This is a genomic window from Pseudomonas sp. efr-133-TYG-103a, from assembly GCF_030209235.1.
In the GTDB taxonomy this organism is placed as follows: Bacteria; Pseudomonadota; Gammaproteobacteria; order Pseudomonadales; family Pseudomonadaceae; genus Aquipseudomonas.
In genome coordinates this window covers 196481-213422 of sequence record NZ_JARVSK010000004.1, presented here as the reverse complement: position 1 = coordinate 213422, position 16942 = coordinate 196481, and the positions used below count along the sequence as shown (strand labels likewise).

General features: G+C 59.1%; 12 protein-coding genes and 1 pseudogene. 7 read left to right on the top strand and 6 right to left on the bottom strand.

Going from position 1 to position 16942, the window contains the following annotated elements:
• Window positions 1–168 precede the first annotated feature (168 nt).
• Both QRN36_RS03640 and lpdA read left to right on the top strand, forming a co-directional pair.
• Entirely contained in the window at window positions 169–777 is a 609-nt protein-coding gene (locus QRN36_RS03640; RefSeq protein WP_285422851.1) for a CDP-alcohol phosphatidyltransferase family protein, read from the top strand.
• Between the two features lie 219 nt (window positions 778–996).
• Window positions 997–2397, top strand: a complete 1401-nt coding sequence (lpdA, locus tag QRN36_RS03635) for a dihydrolipoyl dehydrogenase (protein WP_285422850.1) — start codon at window positions 997–999, stop codon at window positions 2395–2397.
• A 59-nt stretch (window positions 2398–2456) separates the two neighbouring features.
• Here the strand turns inward: lpdA and QRN36_RS03630 are convergent, their stop codons facing one another.
• Complete coding sequence (locus QRN36_RS03630) at window positions 2457–2948, bottom strand: Lrp/AsnC family transcriptional regulator (protein WP_093466456.1); 492 nt, start codon at window positions 2946–2948, stop codon at window positions 2457–2459.
• Between the two features lie 133 nt (window positions 2949–3081).
• Between QRN36_RS03630 and QRN36_RS03625 the strand changes: the two genes are divergently transcribed.
• From QRN36_RS03625 to QRN36_RS03605, 5 genes are all read left to right on the top strand, one after another.
• A complete protein-coding gene (locus QRN36_RS03625; protein WP_285422849.1) occupies window positions 3082–3711 on the top strand; it encodes a LysE family translocator in 630 nt (209 codons plus the stop codon).
• A 180-nt stretch (window positions 3712–3891) separates the two neighbouring features.
• Window positions 3892–5511 (top strand): glucan biosynthesis protein D, encoded by a 1620-nt coding sequence (locus tag QRN36_RS03620; protein WP_285422848.1) that lies wholly within the window; start codon window positions 3892–3894, stop codon window positions 5509–5511.
• Window positions 5512–5994: 483 nt separating this feature from the next.
• Window positions 5995–7299, top strand: coding sequence for a hypothetical protein (locus QRN36_RS03615; protein WP_285422847.1), 1305 nt, complete (start codon window positions 5995–5997; stop codon window positions 7297–7299).
• Between the two features lie 16 nt (window positions 7300–7315).
• Window positions 7316–8599 carry a hypothetical protein gene (locus tag QRN36_RS03610; RefSeq protein WP_285422846.1) on the top strand — a complete coding sequence of 428 codons (1284 nt, stop codon included), beginning with the start codon at window positions 7316–7318 and terminating at the stop codon, window positions 8597–8599.
• Window positions 8600–8912: 313 nt separating this feature from the next.
• The gene (locus QRN36_RS03605) at window positions 8913–9572 is read left to right on the top strand and encodes a hypothetical protein (protein WP_285422845.1); all 660 of its coding nucleotides are present in this window, start codon (window positions 8913–8915) and stop codon (window positions 9570–9572) included.
• A gap of 53 nt (window positions 9573–9625) precedes the next feature.
• On the opposite strand, the gene QRN36_RS03600 is transcribed toward QRN36_RS03605, so the two are convergent.
• From QRN36_RS03600 to QRN36_RS03580, 5 genes and pseudogenes are all read right to left on the bottom strand, one after another.
• Window positions 9626–11443, bottom strand: a complete 1818-nt coding sequence (locus tag QRN36_RS03600; RefSeq protein ID WP_285422844.1) for an FAD/NAD(P)-binding protein — start codon at window positions 11441–11443, stop codon at window positions 9626–9628.
• Window positions 11434–13453, bottom strand: a pseudogene (gene sbnA, locus QRN36_RS27490) (2,3-diaminopropionate biosynthesis protein SbnA). Before sbnA ends, QRN36_RS03600 begins: the two are co-directional and overlap by 10 nt.
• On the bottom strand, window positions 13450–14808 hold the full coding sequence (locus QRN36_RS03590; protein WP_285422843.1) for a SidA/IucD/PvdA family monooxygenase: 1359 nt from the start codon (window positions 14806–14808) through the stop codon (window positions 13450–13452). The pseudogene sbnA and the gene QRN36_RS03590 overlap by 4 nt, the downstream one beginning before the upstream one ends.
• 52 nt (window positions 14809–14860) lie before the next feature.
• Entirely contained in the window at window positions 14861–15808 is a 948-nt protein-coding gene (locus tag QRN36_RS03585; RefSeq protein WP_285422842.1) for an ABC transporter substrate-binding protein, read from the bottom strand.
• Window positions 15805–16929, bottom strand: a complete 1125-nt coding sequence (locus tag QRN36_RS03580) for an FAD-binding oxidoreductase (RefSeq protein WP_285422841.1) — start codon at window positions 16927–16929, stop codon at window positions 15805–15807. The genes QRN36_RS03585 and QRN36_RS03580 overlap by 4 nt, the downstream gene beginning before the upstream one ends.
• Window positions 16930–16942: the final 13 nt, after the last annotated feature.

Genomic DNA, 16942 nt, shown 5'->3' with positions numbered 1-16942 from the left:
GTGAAATTTTCGTACTGACCACTCGGGTTCGCCCCCAAATTTCAGCGTCGGACAGCAAGCAGACAGGTGCCCTCCTTCTATAAGACTCAAAGTGCCATCAGTCATGCAGAAATCCTCAGAAATCTGCACTAAGCTGCCAAAAAGTTATCCACAGGGAGCAGACCTGCGATGACAACCGCCTCGCTGCAAAAATGGCTGCATCCGCTGACCAGAATGTTGTTCGACGACGGTGTCCGCGCCGTGCATGTCACGCTCTGCGCGGGACTGATTTCGGTGGCCGTGGGCGTGCTCGTGGCAGCGTTCGCCTTTCACCTCTGGATCTTCGCGTTGATCCCGATCTGGATCGTCATCCGCCTGATTTTCGCCGCCATCGAAACGCAACTGGTGAGTGAGTTCGGCCAATCTTCCAGGGCAGCTACCTGCGCCCGCGAACTGAGCCGCGTGGTGGCTGAAACGGCTCTGGCACTGCCGTTTTCAGTGGTGCCCAAGATCAGTCTGCTGCTGGTCCTACTCGTGGCATGGCTGTCGATCCTGAGTGAGTTCGCTGGCTTGCTCGGTCCTCTGATCAAGGCTTCACGGCGCCATGAGGGTCCTCTGCCCGGCAGCGTTCGACTGCTGATATTCGCCGTCTTCGGGACCGCGCTGGCGCTTGGGTATCTGCCCACGGCCGCCATCAATATCGTGCTGGCCATTATGGCGGTGCTGCTGGTGATAACGATCGGCAGACGGATCCGTCATGCGCTGCGTGAAGTCACGCGACCGGCCCCTACCTCATAGTCGACGTACTCCGCACATCGCCGCGCTGTTCAAAGACCCTTGCACACGCGCTGCTAACAACTTATCCACAGCGTTCATTTTCAGCCACTGAATACCCGACAGTTTGCCGAGCGGAAAATATTATGCTCATAATCCTGCCTATTCCGGTCTTCCGGGACTTTTCCGAAGAGCGGTCTACGCTTCCCTCCATTGTCGATTTTCCCTCCAGGAGTGCGCTTCATGAGTAATTACGATGTGGTCATCATTGGCGGCGGCCCAGGCGGCTACAACGCAGCCATTCATGCAGGTCAGAAAGGTCTGAAAGTTGCGTGCGTGGAGGGCAGGGAAACGTTGGGCGGTACCTGTTTGAACGTCGGATGCATCCCCTCCAAGTCGCTGCTTCACGCTTCGGAGCTGTATGAAGCAGCCACCGGAGAGGAATTCAAAAAGCTGGGAATCGAGGTCACGCCCACCCTGAATCTGGGGCAGATGATGGCGCAGAAAGCCGAGAGCGTGACCGGCCTGACCAAGGGCATCGAATTTCTGTTTCGCAAGTACAAAGCCGAGTGGATAAAAGGCTGGGGGCGCCTCACTGGCCCCGGCAAAGTCATCGTCACCGACGCCAGTGGCAGCGAGACCGAACTCACCGCCAAGGACATCATCATCGCCACCGGCTCAGAGCCGACGCCGCTGCCGGGTGTGACCATCGACAACAAGCGCATCCTCGACTCGACCGGTGCGCTGTCGTTGAGCGAAGTACCGAAGCATCTGGTAGTGATCGGCGCAGGCGTCATCGGTCTGGAACTGGGCTCGGTCTGGCGCAGGCTCGGCGCCAAGGTCACCGTCGTGGAGTTCCTCGACCACGTGGCACATGGATCGGATCTGGAAACTGGCAAAACTCTGCATCGCTCATTGTCGCGCCAGGGCATGAACTTCAAGCTCAGCTCGAAAGTCACTTCCGCCGTCGCCAGCGATGCGGGGGTCAGTCTGACCGTGGAACCTGCAGCCGGCGGCGAAGCAGAAGTCATCGAAGCGGACTACGTGCTGGTCTCCATCGGCCGTCGGCCTGTCACGAAAGGTCTGGGCCTGGAAACAGTCGGCCTGGAAGTCGACAAACGAGGGGTGCTGGCCAACAAAGGTCATCGCACGGCCGTGGACGGCATTTGGGTGATCGGCGACGTGACATCCGGGCCGATGCTCGCGCACAAAGCCGAGGACGAAGCGGGCGTGTGCGTCGAACGTATCGTCGGCAAGAAAGGCGAACTCAATTACAACCTCATCCCCAACGTGATTTACACCTGGCCGGAACTGGCGAGCGTGGGCAAGACAGAGGAGCAATTGAAGGAAGAAGGCCGCGCATACAAGGTGGGAAAATTTCCTTTCAGCGCCAACAGCCGGGCGAAGGTCAATCACGAGACCGACGGCTTCGCTAAGGTGCTGGCCGATGAGAAGACCGACGAGATACTCGGTGTTCATCTGGTAGGCCCGAGTGTCAGCGAGATGATCGCCGAGTACTGCGTTGCGATGGAGTTTGCCGCTTCGGCCGAGGACATCGCCCTCACCTGCCACCCTCACCCGACGCGTTCGGAGGCCTTACGTCAGGCAGCGATGGGTGCTGGCGGTCACACGACGCAGGCGTAGTTTCCGATGCCCTGAATGACCTGAGGCGTGAGCGTGCTCACGCCTCAGGAGTAAGGCGCTCAAACCGGCAAATGCCCCAGCGGCAAAGGCCCTTGCGCCTTGAGCGTGCGGATGGCGAAGCTGCTGCGGATATCCCTGACGCTTGGCATTTTCAGTAATGTGTCGCTCAGAAACTGGTCATAGCCACGCAGGTCCGGTACGACAACGTGCAGTAAAAAATCCGACTCTCCTGACACCAGATAGGCCGAAATCACCTCAGGCAGTGTCGACACCGCCTGGTGAAATTTCTGCGCTTCGTCTTCGTGATGGCGATCGACCTTCACCCCGACGAACACCGTCAGACCCAGTCCCAACGCCTCGGCATCGAGCGTTGCCTGATAGCCGCGGATCACGCCCGCCTCTTCCAGATTGCGCACCCGGCGCAGACATGGCGATGCCGAAAGTCCGATTTCATCGGCCAATTGAACATTCGTCAAACGACCATCCCGCTGCAGTGCGGTCAGAATGCGCCGATCGTAAGCATCAAGACGTGAGGTCAGTGAAGTTGGCATAAGCATTACCCTTTACAGGCTGAAAGTGGCAGAACATGCCAATAGTTACCGCTTTTGTAGTTGAAGACGCAAGCACCTGCTTCACCCTCCGGCCGTAGAATTTCTTCCATCACTTTCGCTCTGGAGCTGAAACATGGAAGGCATCGCCCTGTTCATTGTCGCCCTGTCGATGGTCTTGCTTCTGCCGGGTCCGGACATGATTCTGCTGTTACAAACCGGCGCACGGCAGGGTCGAGGCAAGGCGCTGGCGACTGCCGCTGGCCTCGCCATCGCGCGGGCACTTCACGTTGCGCTGGCGGCTTCGGGTCTTGCGACGCTGTTCAAAGTCTCGCCCTGGACGTTCGAAGTGGTGCGCGTCATGGGCGCTGGTTATCTGCTCTGGCTGGGCCTGAAAATGTTCCGCCCCGGTTCAACGGATTCATCCGCCCCGGGCGGTTCGAGTGAGCTTGGGATTTCATGGGGAACCGCAATTCTGCGCGGCCTGTTCACCAACTTGCTCAATCCGAAAGCGCTGCTGTTCTGCTCCGTGCTGCTGCCGCAATTCATCGATCTGCAGGATGGCTCGGTGATGGGTCAGTTTTTGAAGTTAGGCGTGATTCTGGTGACGCTCGGGCTGGCATTCGACAGCGTTTACGCCATGACGGGCAGTTGGCTGGGTCGCTGGCTGGCTCGCAGTCATGCTGCACAACGCGTCCAGCAATGGCTTTTTGGCAGCCTGCTGATTGGCTTCGCTGTGCGCCTGGCGCTCATCCAGCAGGCATGAACACATAACTCGTAACACTCTGAAGTTGCCCAAGTCGCGGCCTGAAACGTTTTTTTATCTTTTTTGCGAACAAGATGCCGAGTTTGTTATCTGTTTGTTGGTAATTTGCGTTCGGCAAGGATTGGGAAAGCGCACTTTTTCGTGCAGGAAGGCACAGCATTTCTTCAGAGGCTTCACCTTATGAATCGCAGGAATCTCCTGAAAGCTTCCATGGCGCTGGCAGCCTATAGTGCGCTGCCAGCCTCGGGTCTGTATGCGGCGCGTGCCCTGGCTGCGGCGGCCGATGGCGAGATTGAACATTTCGACTTCAAGACTCTGCAACAAACCGCAAAACAGCTGGCCGGCAAGCCTTATGTGAGCACCAAGCAGAACCTGCCACCTACCTTGGCGAACATGACCCCTCAGCAGTTCAATGCGATCAAATACGACGCGGGTCATTCTCTGTGGAATGACGTCAAGGGTCAGCTAGACGTGCACTTTTTCCATGTCGGCGCCGGCTTCAAGACGCCCGTGCGCATGTACAGCGTCGACCCCGCCAGCCAGGAAGCGCGAGAAGTGCATTTCCGACCTGAGCTTTTCAACTACGAAGCCAGTCGTATCGACCAGTCGCAGCTTAAAGGCGATCTGGGTTTCGCCGGGTTCAAACTGTTCAAGGCGCCGGAAATCGCGATCAACGACATTCTGTCGTTCTTGGGCGCCAGCTATTTCCGGGCGATCGACAGCAACAAACAGTACGGTCTTTCGGCTCGCGGGCTGGCGATCGACACCTACGCCCATCGCCCTGAAGAATTCCCCGACTTCACCAAATTCTGGTTCGAGAAGCCGACCAAGGACGCCACTCGCTTCGTGGTCTATGCCCTCCTCGACTCGCCAAGTGCGACAGGCGCGTATCGTTTCGATATCGACTGCCAGGCCGACCGCGTGGTGATGGATATCGACGCGCACATCAATGCGCGCGCCGACATCGAGCAACTCGGCATCGCGACCATGACCAGCATGTTCAGCTGCGGCACACACGAACGCCGAATGTGCGACACCCTTCACCCGGAAATCCATGACTCCGACCGTCTGGCCATGTGGCGCGGCAACGGCGAGTGGATCTGTCGTCCGCTGAACAACCCCGCCAAGCTGCAATTCAACGCGTTTGCCGATAAGGATCCCAAGGGCTTCGGCCTGGTCCAGACCGACCACGACTTCAAGACCTATCAGGACACCGTCGACTGGTACCACCGCAGGCCTAGCCTGTGGGTCGAGCCGACCACCGCATGGGGCGAGGGCTCGATCGATCTGCTGGAACTGCCCACCACCGGCGAAACCCTGGATAACATCGTCGCGTTCTGGAACCCGAAGGTGCCGGTCAAAGCCGGGATGTCGATGAATTACGGCTACAAACTGTACTGGAGCCCGTTGCCACCGGTCAGTACGCCGCTGGCTCAAGTGCACGCAACGCGCTCCGGCATGGGTGGCTTCATCGAAGGCTGGGCGCCGGGCGAGCACTATCCGGACGTCTGGGCGCGGCGCTTCGCTGTGGACTTCAACGGCGGCGGTATCGATCGCTTGCCCGAAGGGTCTGGCATCGAGCCCGTGGTCACCGTTTCAAATGGCAAAGTGCAGGACTTCAATGTGCTGGTATTGCCCGATATCAAAGGCTTCAGGGTCACGTTTGACTGGTACCCGACGAGCGATTCGGTCGATCCTGTGGAAATGCGGATGTTCATCAAGACCGGTGATCGCACGCTCAGCGAGACCTGGCTGTATCAATACTTCCCGCCAGCGCCAGACAAGCGTCGCTACACCTAAGCGACGGAGCCGCGAAAGACGTGAAGTCACTCAGAAAAATGGGTGACCTCACGTTTCTATCGCGTTATCAATTGATCATTTTTTGCTCACAGCAGCCATTTGTGTACCAGAAATGAGTCATAGAAGGTCGCTTTTAACGCCCTCCCGATATCCCATAAGCCAGCGTCAATTTTCTATCCCTCAATTAAATCAATCAGTTATAAACATGGATTTTTTTGATGGTGAAATCATGTCCGAAACTTTGACTATTTGATTGACAGCCCCCACGTCTGCGGCTGATATATCCCTTGTCTCGCCGTTCGACAGCAGGCCTTTCGGCCTTCTGCTCTCTCTCGACGGCCTATTGATCACGGCAAATTCACATGCGGACCGACGGCCATTGCCGACATCGGCTGGCGGTAGCTTTGCCGTAACGCAGTGCGCGTTCCACGCGAAAAGTCTTGCGATTCACTCTCCGCTCAAACGCTCCCGAGGGGCTGTACCATGATGTCGACTTCCCCCGTTTACGTTGAAAAACCGTCCCTGCTCTCTTTCGACAAATCCACAGCAATCGTCCTGGTGGCGATCAGCCTGATGGTGGTCGAAACCTTTTCCGGCGCTTTGCGTTTCTATCTGGATCAGGCCGGCATCTCGGTGATGCTGTACGGCCCGAAGGTCGCCTGCCTCATTCTGTTTGCACTGGAACTGCGCAACTTCAAGGCAAGCCCGGCGGTATGGTTATGCCTGCTGGGCCTGCTCCTGTCAGCGGCGTGGGCGGGACTCAACGGCGCAGGCGCGGGCAACTTCGCGTTCGCACTGTATGGCATCAGCCCCCTGCTGTTCGGGCTGGCGTGTGGCGACCAGATCATTCGCCACAAGCGCCTGTTCATGTGGGCCATCGCGTTCTGCCTGATGGCTTCGCTGGCGGGTATCGCCCTGGATCGCTACATCAACCTGCCATGGAAGGGCTACAGCTATACCATCGCCGGCACCGAGCTGAGCGCGAACACCGCGTGGGCAGCGGAGGATGCGGACCGCCCCGCAGGCTTTGCGCGAATTTCGAGCGCGCTGGCGATCATCATCTCGATCTTCAGCCTGTACCTGATCGCGACCTTGCGCTCCAGGCTGCTTGGCCTGCTGGTCTGCGGGATCGGGTTGGGGGGCGTGATACTGACCACCAGCAAAGCGCCGGCACTGGGTTTCATCGGCGCTGTGGGTCTGCTGATGATCTGCCGGTTCCGCTGGACCACGCGTGCGGCCATTGTCGTGGCCGTCGTACTGGGGATTTCGCTGCCGTTCCTTGCATTGATGTTCGACTTCGACCCTAACAAGATCTCCGCGACCAGTGCGCTTGCGTCCATTTACGACCGGCTGATCAACACCTGGCCGAATGTGATCAAGGCGCTTATCAGTGAAGACCGTGCGATCACCGGCGCAGGCTTCGGGCTGGTAGGCAGCTCGGTGGCGGCATTCCCGGTCATAGACGCGGACGTCTTCATGATTTCCGACAGTACCGTGGTTTATCTGTGGGCGATCTTCGGCCTGGCGGGGCTGTTTTTATACGCTCTGCACATTCCTCTGTTCTTCATCCTTGCCGACAGCACCACGCGTTATGGCCGCGCCATGCTGGGCACCAGTTTTTGCATTTGCATCGTCAGCTGGACCACCGACACGCTGGAAGTCACCCTGGCCAACCTCTTCCTCGGAATGGCCGTAGGGCATGTGCTGGCCGTGAAGTCGCAAGTGAGAAACGCCCTCCCAAAGCCACTTGAGCTGCCGCGATGGAACCCGCTGCCGGGGCTGAGCTGAACGGGGGATTCCACGCATGCGCTTTTCAATCTGCCGCCGTGTCAGCCTGTCCGTGTTGCTGGCGCTGTCATTGGCCGGCACCGCGTTCGCCGAACCGTTCATCGTCGGCGTCGCGACCCATTCGATGAACAACTCGCAGCAGCCACTGCGCAGCATGGAGCTGGCAAAAGCCGCCGGCATCACCTCGGTGCGCGACGATGCCTTCTGGTCGACTTCTGAACCGGAGCGCAATCAACCCCGCATCATCCCGCAATGGCGCGCGTGGCTGGGGACGGCCAAAGGGCTGGACATGAGCCCGGTGATCATCCTGGGCTACGGCACGTCGTTCACCGGCAATGTCAAACCGCGCACGCCTGAAGTCAAAGAGCCCTATCTGAATTATGTGGATTACATCTCCCGTCAGTTAGGCAGCCCGGTGAAGTTCTATGAAGTCTGGAACGAGTGGGACCTGGACAGTCCGACCGACCCTCGCCTGAGCACGGACTACGTGAAGCTGGTCCGCGATGCCGCGCCCATCATTCGCAAAAACAATCCACAGGCCAAGGTGCTGGCCGGCGCGGTGACGACAGCAGGCATCAAGGGAGGATTCGTCGACCGCATGGTGGCCGCGGGTGTGTTCAAGGATGCCGACGGGATTTCACTTCACCCTTATGTGCACTGTGAAGGCGCAGACCGCAACACCCCGGAAAGCTGGATTGCGTGGCTGCGCGATGTGGACCACAGCATCAGCTCCAAAGCCGGCAAGCCAATCGCGCTTTATCTGACCGAGATGAGCTGGCCCAGCCATGATGGAAACTGTGGCATCAGCGTCATTCGTCAATCGGCGTATCTGGCGCGAGCCTACTTTCTGGTCCGCACCCTGCCCAACGTCAAGGGCATGTGGTGGTACGACCTGATTAACGATGGCGACGCTCGAGACGAACAGGAGCACAACTTCGGACTGCTCAACAGCGACCTGAGCGCAAAACCGGCGTACTCGGTGCTCAAAGCCATCAGCCCCTACGTTCGCGACTTTACGTATGACGCCGCCAGCAGCCTGCAAGAGGATGGCATCAACACACTGGCCTTTACCCATGGCAGCGAACGCATATGGGTGGCCTGGGCGTCGGGCCGGGCGAGAGAAGCACGGATCACCGCCCAAGCAATGAACAACCGCCCCGTCACCGTCCTGGACACTCAGTCTGCAGACAAAGGCATGGCCGAAACCCAGCAACGCTGGTCGTGCAACGCTGATCGATGCGCGGCGTCCGTGACGCTCGATGAGTTTCCCAAGATCATTCGGGCAAGCCCCGGCCCTTGATCCCGCCCTCCCTAAGCCCGCCTGACGTTGTCAGCGCGGGCTTTTTATTGGGTCGCAGGCAAGTGTCAGATAGCTCGAATGAGGACGAGTCATCGTTATCTCTTGCCGCTGCTCCTCGGTGCCCCAGTGTGAATGGAAGCGGAAATACTTTTGTAAAGGCGTCGAGAAAGCAGGACTCCTATACTGCGGCCAAAAAAAACCCCGCCATCTGGCAGAGTTCTTTTTTGCTTCGTCTGTCCTCGGGGGGAGGTGCATGCACCCGCGTGTCCCGTGGCTAGTGAAAAAACTATAGGGATATAGGGATGCCGAGTCAATGCTAACGGCCCATGCCGTCAGAGCCACGCTTTCACCCGCACGGATGGCCACTTATGAGCAATTCGCCCGGTCTGTTGGAGGCAGCGCCGAAGACGCACTGGCGCTATACGCCTGGAATGCCAGGGTTTGCGGAGCACTGCTGATCCCATTACACATCTGTGAGGTGGCTATTCGCAATGCCGTCGCTGACGCGCTGGCGTCAACGCACGGGCCACAATGGCCCTGGAATGCAGGCTTCGAACGAAGTCTCCCCAAACAAAATGGACCGGGCTACAACGCGTTAGGCGACTTGCAGCGTGTCAGAAACAAGTCATCAGCCACAGGCCAAGTTATCGCTGAACTGAAATTCGTCTTCTGGGAAAAGATGTTCACCAGCAGACACGATGATCGCATCTGGAGACATTGTCTCGCCAAAGTACTTCCGAACCTTGACCCGACGATGTCCAACGCCGCACAACGAAAGAGAGTTTTTGATGACCTGAATCAGGTGAGATTGCTCAGAAATCGGATTGCGCATCATGAACCCATCTTCAGCCGTGATCTGCAAAGCGACTTCAACGTCATCTATCATCTCGTCGTGGCCCGGTGTGACGTGTCAGCTCAATGGCTGTTGGATCAGCAACAGGTTCTGGAAGTCATCGCAACAAAACCCATTTAAGGCATCAGTGACGGAATACCGTTGCTTCCCCCCAATGCGTCGGTCAGCAGGACTTACGCAACCACCCCTGCCTGCACATGAACGCCCAGCATCTCCCGGGCGATTCGGTCGGCGTCGATGAAGGCTCGGGAGTAACTGCCAGCAGAAGGCACATAGTGGTTGTAATACGTGGCGCCCTCCACGACCGGTCCGGTTATCCACAGATTGGGTAGCGCCCTGCCGTGGCTGTCTACGTGAATACCGTTTCCGGAATCGTCGAGGCTGTGGATAATTCCATTCTCCCGCAGTTGCCTGATGACCGCCGGCTGAGTATCAGCGCTTGAGTTGCTACTCACATGAGCCTTGATGACCTGTGTCAGCTTCACTCTGTCTCCCGAGCCGAGCTCTACCAGTGTCACGCCAGCCGCTTCATTGTGGATAACTTGAGCGCAGTGCACCCACTCGATTAAGCCGGCGTTGGACAATGCCAGCAGCTCCTGATGGCGTTCTTTTTGCGGCCCAGCGACCATGCGGTTGACCAGTGGGGCGTATTCCGAGAAGAAAATGCGATGGGACTCGGGCTTCAGTCCGCCGTTATCCACAACTCGACGGATCTGCTCCCGGCAGCTTCTCCACACTTCTGCAGCTGTCTTTACAGGGCTGTGGTCAAGATCAGCGATACTCTCAGCGATGTCGCGCTCCATGAAGTCACGCATCCATGCGCCGTAGTTTTCCACCGGCGCGCGCTGAAAGTTGGGGTTATACACAGCCTCGTCCAGGCTCGGCGCGGAAAACCGTGCGGCCAACTCGCGCGCTCGCTTATCCAAGTCTCCCACCAGAAAGGCATGGGCGATTTCTGACTTGACTCGCTGGGGCGACTCGCCTTTGAGCGACGCGAACATGCCGAAATATTCGGCGAGCATTTCTGCTTTGATCAGCGGTAGCACCTGCGCCTCGAAATCGAGGCCCTCTGGATGATCAGCCCGGAGCGCGGCTACCGCCGACAGGGTAAAAATCAAAGCGGGAGGATTCGCTCGATGAGCAGCTACATCAGGGCGCGTGCGATAGGGAAGACCCGTCCGCGAGTACAGAAACAGCCGTGGCTCATGCCCGCTGGGCAAGTACTCAAGCCCCTGAGGCCCGTGCACGAAGCGACCTCCTCGCCCCACCGTCAGCTCCGCAACCGCGTCCATCGCCGATAAACCCAGGCCCTGAACAGCAATCGCGTCTGTGGATGAAATATTGCCCAGAACGTGTAACTGTGGATAAACAGGAGCTGTCACATCCGAGTCAAAGCTGTTTTCCACATTCGGAGCCGGCTGCGAGTGCCCAACGGTGATAAGCAGCCAGTCGACTGGATGCTTTTCCCCACTCTCTGTGGAAAGTATGAACCCGCCCAAATCGGTGTGTTCCACGTTATCCACAACGCAGGCGTGATGCCTGACTGTCACGTTGTCGGGCAGGTCTCGAATAACCTCCGCATACGTCCAGCTCAGGTACTCGCCAAGCCACCGGCGGGGCAGAAACTCGTTTGGCCTGACGCTGCGCTCCGCGGACTTGCAACGCAGGCACCACTCATAGAAATTAGGTCCGCGTCGGCCGGCCAAGCCCGCCAGGGCGGCTGGGTCGGGGAACATGGAGATCTGCGACGCGACGGTGTTGAGCATCAGATAGTCGGGTTGATCGACCGAGTGCAGCCCCGGTCCCGGCGTTTGAGGATCGAACACGCTGATTTCGACCTGACGCCCGATATCACCAGCCAGTGCACACAGCCGCTCGAGAACGGTGAGACCCCGAGAGCCGCAACCAACGATACCCACTCTGATCGATGGCGCGCTCGGCCCGCCGGTTGTGGGTAACTTCTCTATGGGCAGTGCCGGGCTCAGTTCCATCTCAGTGTCTCTCCAAAGAACGAATCGATGGCGACTGCGCGCGATTCAGCGAGCGCCGTGTCGACGATGAATTTACTCAGCGCAAGGTCCAGCACACCCAGGCCGAAGGGCGAGAAGATGGATGGCCTGGCCGGATCCAGTTCGACTTCCTCGCGGATCAGTCCGGCCAACGTGCCGTTCATGAACGAACGGTTGCCGATGAGCTGTTCAGCCAGATGAGGCGATGTGTTGGCCTTCATGCAGTGCTCAACGTCATCGCAGAGGTTGTTGGCTTCGAGCAAGAGCTCTGGCGCGATGTCGCGAAGCGAGATGTTCAACACCACCTGACCCGGCCTGAAGGCCATTGGCGCACGGACGTAAGGCTCACCTGCTGTCGTCGCGAAAATGACAAGGTCCGCCGCCAGCGCTTGCTCAAGCGAGCCGATGCGGGCTGTGCATAAGTCGTTCTGCTCAATGAAGCCTGTGAGCGCATTTGCCGATGCCGCGTCGAAGTCATGCACCACCGCGTCGGTGAATTCCCAGCCCTCCACACAAAGCATTCGAGCGATGTTGCGCGCAATCACTCCGGCGCCGACGAATCCTACAGATCGCGCCTTTCTTGACTGACCGTTGAGCCAGTACGCGCCTGACACGGCTGACGCTGCGGTTCTGACTGCGCTGATCTGCGCACCTTCCAGGCAGGCGTAGGGATAACCGGTTTGGCGATCATTGAGGATGACCACAGCCGAAGCACGCGGCTGCTGATGCGCCACATTGCCCGGGAAGCTGGAGATCCATTTGATGCCAGCCACTGCGTCGTCTCCGTCGAGCGCCGCAGGTAACGCGATGATCCGGTTGGCGGGCTGCTGTGGAAAACGCAAAAAGTAACTGTCGGGATTGAGGGTTTGCCCATCATGATGCTGCAGATAGACGTGTTCGATTCGCGCAACCATGCTGTCAGCATGGCGCTCCAGAATCTCTTTGATCACAGCGCCGGGAATGACGTGGAAGTCAGGCATTGACGGCTTCCCCTTCGAAGGTGTGGACGTAGTTCCTCAGGTAGCGGCTGATGGGTTGGCTGCCCAACGCGGCGAGTTCGGCGCGCCCGAACTTCTGCATGACCCACTCATCGTTGTAGATGGTTTCCAGGTACCGTTCGCCCGCATCCGGAGAGATCGCTACCACCACCGCATCCTTCGGAATGCCCAGCGAGGGTGCCGCCAGCCCCGCGACCACCGTCCCGGTCGAGCCGCCTGCCAGCACGCCATTGGACTTCGCCAGCCAGCGACACATGGCGACGGTGGCCCGCTCATCGACCACTTGCTGTTTGTGCAAATGGTTGGCGCGGAAGATCGGCGGCATCTGGCTGGAACCCAGCCCGGGGATGAAGCGGCTGCCCGGCGCCTGGCCAAACGTCACGGACCCCACGCTGTCGACCGCGATGATTTTGGTGCGAGGCGAATGCTTGCGAAAGTACTGCACACAGCCCATCAGCGTACCTGTCGTGCCCGCGCCCACCACGAGGTAATCCAGCGCCGGAAAGGCGATGTGAATCGAACGCGCCGTGGTGTGTTCATGCGTGCGCGCATTGGCAGGGTTGCTGTACTGATTGAGCCACAGGTAACGCGGATCACGGGCGACCGCATCACGGATATAGCGGATCCGGGTGCCCAGATACCCGTCGTTATCATCGCGCTCAGTGACGATCACGATCTGTGCACCGAAAGCCTCCATCATCTTGATGTTGTGCAGGTTGGTGTTGGGATCGACCACGCAGCAGAACTTGTAGCCGCGCTCTGCGCAGATCATTGCCAGCGCCACGCCGAGGTTGCCCGACGATGACTCGATCAGGATGGTGTCCTTGTGGATAAGTCGGCGCTCTGCGTAGGAATCGATCAGGCCGATCGCGGTCTTCATCTTGATCGAGCCCGCCGGATTGCATGATTCGAGCTTCAAATGCAGGTTCTCGAATCCCAGCCCCTTGAGCCGGACGAAGTTCGAGTCGCCTACGATGTGGGAGATGAAGTTCATGGCCGTGCCTCCACGCGTGCAGGCATCGATAACGCCGGATGCGCCACGACAGGCGCGAGCTGCCGAGGCTGGGTGGCGAGCAAAGCGTCGGTCAGGTGCTGCGCACGCAGGGCCACCATGGAAAACGACTGGGCATCGCTGATGCCGTGAGTCTTTTCCGACGTCCCATTGGCCAGGATCTGTAGGCCTTCACTGTTCTGCAAGCCCACGCGATAGTGCCGGTCCACCGCCAGGCTGCCGTCTTCATCGCGCAACAGCCAAGGCTGCAGCAACGTCAGCAAAGGTGGCACCGCGAGCTGTTCGTAACCCGTGCCCAGTACGATTCCGTCGACATAAAGCGTGGTTTCAAGGCCTGTGTTGCTGTCGCGCAGCACCACCGAGTATGCGTCACCGACCTTTTCCACGCTCTGCACGCTGGACCATGTATGCAGGTTGAGCCGCTGGTGCCCACTCACCTCACCTTCGTACATGAACGAGTACAGCGCCTGACTCTCATCGGCGTCGATGCCTGCGTAGTTGGTCGAACGAATTGCCTCGAAGACCTTGTTGCGGCTCGCCGGCTGCAGTTGATGGAAATAGTCCACCTGCTCCGGGAGGAAGGCCATATTGGGGAACTGTCCCAATTGACCGACGCGGAAACCAACTCCGCGATGAACCGAATGCACTTGCGTCGTCGGCGCGGCGCCAAGCAAGTGCGCGACGGCCTCGCCGGCGCTTTGGCCAGAACCCAGCACCAGCCAGCGCTGCGCGATAGGACCGCCGCCAAGGTGGATGTTTTTCAGGTATTGAGAAGTGTGGAAAACTCGCCCGCCAAGGTGGGGCGCGAACGCTTCAGGAATTCTTGGCAGGCTGCCATGGGACAGCACCAGACGCCGCGTGCGATAAGTCCCTTGCGAGGTAACGACATCGACTGCGCGCAAGGTCCCTTTTTCCGCTACCGGCAGAACCTCAAGGACGCCCTCGTCGTAGGAGACATATTCCTTGAGCTGCCCCGCCACCCAGGAAATGTAATCCGACCATTCCACGCGACTGGCTGGCCGCCCCAACAGACCGAACTTGTACAGCCGGCCTTTCTCCTTCAAGTACATCGCGAAGGAGAAACGGCTGCGAGGATTGCGAGGCGTGACCAGATCACGAAACACGTGATGGTTGATGTCGGTCCCTGCCAGAAGAAACGCGCCATGCCACGTGGAATCCCGACCCTTCTCGAAAAAACGCACGCGCTGGAACGGCTTCTTGCCGTTGTCCTCCGACTCGTCTTCCAGCGCACACGCCAGTGCGATACCGGCGGGGCCGAAGCCGACCGAGATGACGTCCAGCTCCTGGCGCAAACCCTCGATTTCAAACTGATTCATGGTGGTCCTTCCTGAAAGTACAAAGACGTGGCGAGCCCTGAAGTGGCCCGTTTCAACACAGCAGACGTCGTTCATGGACGTGCTGGTCGACATAGACCCACAACGAAACCCGGGCATGATCGTTTTCCCCGTTGCTGAAACTGACGGGGCCGGCAGGTGTGGAAAACTGATTGAAACGCAGGGCGTGGAGCAGCCCGCGACGCTGGCCGGCGGCACCCTCCACAAGGGCAAAGGCCGCAAGGGTTTCGATGGCGTAAACCGGCGCGGGCTCTCCATAGAGGCGTTGGTAGGCCAGCTCAGCTGATTGCGCTTCGGGCAAATCGCTGGCGACCGGAAAGCTGATGACATACACCGTGCCGGTCTGCTCAAGTCCATTTACGAGTGCGGGCGAGGCCGCGTCATCAGTGAAGATCATCGGTAATCCACAACCGGCGGCGCGGTTTTCCACAAGGAACTGTCGGCTGGCCTTGAGTCGCCCGCAGAACACCACGGCATCAGCACGCTCCAGCGTCCCTGCGAGCTGCACTGTGGATAACTTCATCGCCTGTTGTATTTCGTGCATCTGCTGCTGGCCATGCAGGCTGGCGTCTGCAAACAACGCCAGCCGCATGAAGCCTTGCTGCTGGGCGAAGCTCAATAAACGCTCCGCCAACACCCTGTCCGATGCGCAGACGCGAAACGTTGTACTGCCGTCCTGCGTCAATGCTGCACAGGTGGAAGCGGGCAGAATCAGCGGAATACCTGCCTGTGCATAACTTTCGACGACAGCGGCAGCAGAGTCGGAAGCGAAGTGACCGATGACGGCGTCCACTTGGGCATCGATGAAATGCCTGGCCGCAGCCCGGCCACCCTCCGCGCTCGCGCCGTCGTCGAAATAGAAATGCCGCGCGCGGCGGACATTGCCGAACAAGTGGCTTGAGAGGTAAACCCCGCGGAGGAAGCTGCGTGCATGCAGGGTCGTGCCGACGTCCAGCGCTGCGCAAATGCCTATTCGCATCATGACAACGCCACCTCAGCGAACCTGGATGGGCAAAACGCTTCCATGATCGACCGATGGTGGGCGTCCATTGGCAAACCTGCCATCAGTCCCCCGAGTTCGAATGCAAGCAGCTCGGCCACGCTGGGCGCCATCTTGAAGCCAATGCCACAGAACCCTGTCGCCAGAAAGATGTGGCTTCTGGCACTGGATCGGCCAATCAGCGGCCGGCCGTCATCGGTGTAGGCGTCCCAGGCAATCTGCGTCACTACCGGGAGACTGTGGTGTTTGTCGTAACCAAGCCGGGCGACGCGATCCATCACGTCTTGCTCGTTATCCAAAGGCGCCAGGTTGAGTTGATCAGCGTGAGCGGCGCGCTGACGGCGCTGACCTCCAACCTGAACCAGATTGCGCCCGAGCGGCAGCAGGTAGGTGTTCAGATTGTGCGCAATGATCGGCATGCTCGGCGCCTGGTCACAGCCGAACCGCGTGAAAGGAATCGTGCGTGCATGCACCGCATTACGCGGCCGGGTAAGCGGTCCGCTGGCGCCGCAGGCATCGACCACCCACGTCGCCTCCAGGCACAGCTTGCCTGCGTGGACCTGCACATGACCGTCCAGCTCGACACACCGATCGACCGCCAGATGATCGAGATAAGTGGCCTTCTCGCTGACGTACCGGGAGAGGTTCGACACGGCGGCGCGTGCATCGACGGTCCCGCCGCTGCGTTCGATGAGCAAACATTCGCCGGGGCAGTACGCTGAATAACGTCCGTTATCCAGCGCATCCACTGACGCGTGCAGCTCGATGTTTTCCGGGCCTTCGTTGCCGAATGCTTCCAGATATTTGCCGCAGACCTCGGCGCTGGCGATGTAGGCAACGCCACTGCGGCTGAGCGCCTGCTCGAACATCGCGTGAACGATGCCGGTGCTGCCATGATGCGCGCCGCGACGGGTCAGAGGACGCAGCGCGGGGTCCAGCTCCAGACCGCGGACAATGCCGCCGGTGTCACGCGTTGCGCCTTGGCCTGCGGCAATTCCTTTCTCCATCAGGGCGACATCGAGCCCGTTCTCAACCAGTGCAGCGGCAATCGAAGCTCCCATGACACCGGCGCCGATCACGATCACATCGAACGAAGTTTTCATCACCGTGCGCCTC

Coding starts and splice junctions, on each gene's coding strand:
- QRN36_RS03640 (WP_285422851.1), top strand. CDS start 169: ATGACAACCGCCTCGCTGCAAAAATGGCTGCATCCGCTGACCAGAATG.
- lpdA (WP_285422850.1), top strand. CDS start 997: ATGAGTAATTACGATGTGGTCATCATTGGCGGCGGCCCAGGCGGCTAC.
- QRN36_RS03630 (WP_093466456.1), bottom strand. CDS start 2,948: ATGCCAACTTCACTGACCTCACGTCTTGATGCTTACGATCGGCGCATT.
- QRN36_RS03625 (WP_285422849.1), top strand. CDS start 3,082: ATGGAAGGCATCGCCCTGTTCATTGTCGCCCTGTCGATGGTCTTGCTT.
- QRN36_RS03620 (WP_285422848.1), top strand. CDS start 3,892: ATGAATCGCAGGAATCTCCTGAAAGCTTCCATGGCGCTGGCAGCCTAT.
- QRN36_RS03615 (WP_285422847.1), top strand. CDS start 5,995: ATGATGTCGACTTCCCCCGTTTACGTTGAAAAACCGTCCCTGCTCTCT.
- QRN36_RS03610 (WP_285422846.1), top strand. CDS start 7,316: ATGCGCTTTTCAATCTGCCGCCGTGTCAGCCTGTCCGTGTTGCTGGCG.
- QRN36_RS03605 (WP_285422845.1), top strand. CDS start 8,913: ATGCTAACGGCCCATGCCGTCAGAGCCACGCTTTCACCCGCACGGATG.
- QRN36_RS03600 (WP_285422844.1), bottom strand. CDS start 11,443: ATGGAACTGAGCCCGGCACTGCCCATAGAGAAGTTACCCACAACCGGC.
- QRN36_RS03590 (WP_285422843.1), bottom strand. CDS start 14,808: ATGAATCAGTTTGAAATCGAGGGTTTGCGCCAGGAGCTGGACGTCATC.
- QRN36_RS03585 (WP_285422842.1), bottom strand. CDS start 15,808: ATGATGCGAATAGGCATTTGCGCAGCGCTGGACGTCGGCACGACCCTG.
- QRN36_RS03580 (WP_285422841.1), bottom strand. CDS start 16,929: ATGAAAACTTCGTTCGATGTGATCGTGATCGGCGCCGGTGTCATGGGA.